This is a genomic window from Paraburkholderia sp. RL17-373-BIF-A (assembly GCF_046030175.1).
GTDB lineage: Bacteria > Pseudomonadota > Gammaproteobacteria > Burkholderiales > Burkholderiaceae > Paraburkholderia.
Genome location: NZ_JARESO010000251.1, coordinates 1 through 1,494 on the forward strand (window position 1 = coordinate 1; position 1,494 = coordinate 1,494).

General features: G+C 62.4%; 2 protein-coding genes and 1 pseudogene. All 3 read left to right on the forward strand.

The genetic code is table 11. The features are described 5' to 3' along the window. Positions 1–425 (forward strand): annotated as a pseudogene (locus P0D80_RS50100) (IS21 family transposase); the annotation flags it as partial. Then, positions 412–1,179, forward strand: a complete 768-nt coding sequence (gene istB, locus P0D80_RS50105) for an IS21-like element helper ATPase IstB (protein WP_063500987.1) — start codon at positions 412–414, stop codon at positions 1,177–1,179. The pseudogene P0D80_RS50100 and the gene istB, both read left to right, overlap by 14 nt. Continuing rightward, entirely contained in the window at positions 1,176–1,397 is a 222-nt protein-coding gene (locus P0D80_RS50110) for a hypothetical protein (RefSeq protein WP_087633317.1), read from the forward strand. The genes istB and P0D80_RS50110 overlap by 4 nt, the downstream gene beginning before the upstream one ends. Positions 1,398–1,494: the final 97 nt, after the last annotated feature.

Here is a 1,494-nt window from a genome sequence, read left to right on the forward strand (position 1 = left end):
ATCGCGGCGCACAGATCGAAATTGCCACACATATCGACGCCCTCGTTGCACGCAAACGCGAGGCCCGCCATCATCGCGGCCTTGACCATCTGGCCCAGGCGGCACCGGCCAGCCAGACGCTGATGCTGCGCGCCGCTGAACGGGGCGGCAACCTGGGCAACATCACCGCCAATCTGCTGCGCCTGCTTGACCGCTATGGCGCCTCCGAACTGCAGGCGGCCATTGAGGAGACTCTCGCCAGTGGTGCTGCACCTCACCCGAATCCGGTTCGTCTGGCGCTGGAGCGCCGGCGCGAGGCACGCAAGCTGCCTCCGCCAGTGGCCGTCCCGATGCCGGAACACGTGCGCAGGAAGGACACGCTGGTGACACCCCATCGGCTCGACATTTACGACCAGATCACCGGAGGCACCGATGAACGCGCCTGATGATCTGCAAAACCGCGCGCACGCCTTGCGCCTGTATGGACTGATAGCACACTGGCCCGATGTGGTGGCCGAGCCGTGGGTCGCGCCATTGCTGCGCTGGGAAGAGGACGAGCGCGGACGCCGTTCTCTGGAGCGACGCATCCGCGATGCCCATCTGGGCAGCTTCAAACCGTTGTGCGACTTCGACTGGGCCTGGCCCAAACGGTGCGATCGCGCTGTCGTCGAAGAGTTGATGGCGCTCGAGTTCGTCAAGGACACCGCGAACGTCGTGCTGATCGGCCCGAACGGCGTCGGCAAATCGACACTGGCGCTCAATCTCGCCTATCAGGCGATCGTGCATGGCCACACTGCCTTGTTCACCACCGCCGGCCAGATGCTCGGAGAACTGGCCGCGCTCGATAGCGATTCGGCCTTGCGCCGCCGGCTGAACCGCTATGCCTCACCCGACGTCCTTGTGGTCGATGAAGTCGGCTACCTCTCGTACTCGAACCGCCACGCCGATCTGCTGTTCGAACTCGTCAGCCGGCGGTACGGTGTCGCGTCGACAGTGGTTACGACAAATCGACCGTTCGGAGAATGGCATGAGGTGTTTCCGAACGCGGCTTGTGTCGTCTCCCTTGTTGACCGACTGGTGCATCGTGCGGAAGTCGTTGTGATCGAGGGCGAGTCCTATCGTGTGAAGGAGGCGCGTGAACGCGCTGAGCAGCGCACGAAGAAACGTACTGCGGCCAAGGCCGAGAAGAAGACATCATGACGCGCCTTCACCTGCCTTCCGGAATTACTTGTGGGCTCGACTTCCTGATTCCGGACGACTGGTCCGCCGATCAGGCGCTCGCTGTCGTCGAACTCATCGACGATCTACGCGAGCGAATCTGCATGCACTATCAGGTCCAATTGCATGAACAGCTGCACGAACAACGCGGCCCTCCCGTGAACGCTCACCTGAACGACGTCGACGATCCATTCTCATGAGCATCACTCTACAGTAGGCGCCGGTAACGGCCCCTACTCGTTGACGCTCCTTAACCTTGTGCCGCCGTTTAGGGCCGGATTTGCACCGCCGCTAACA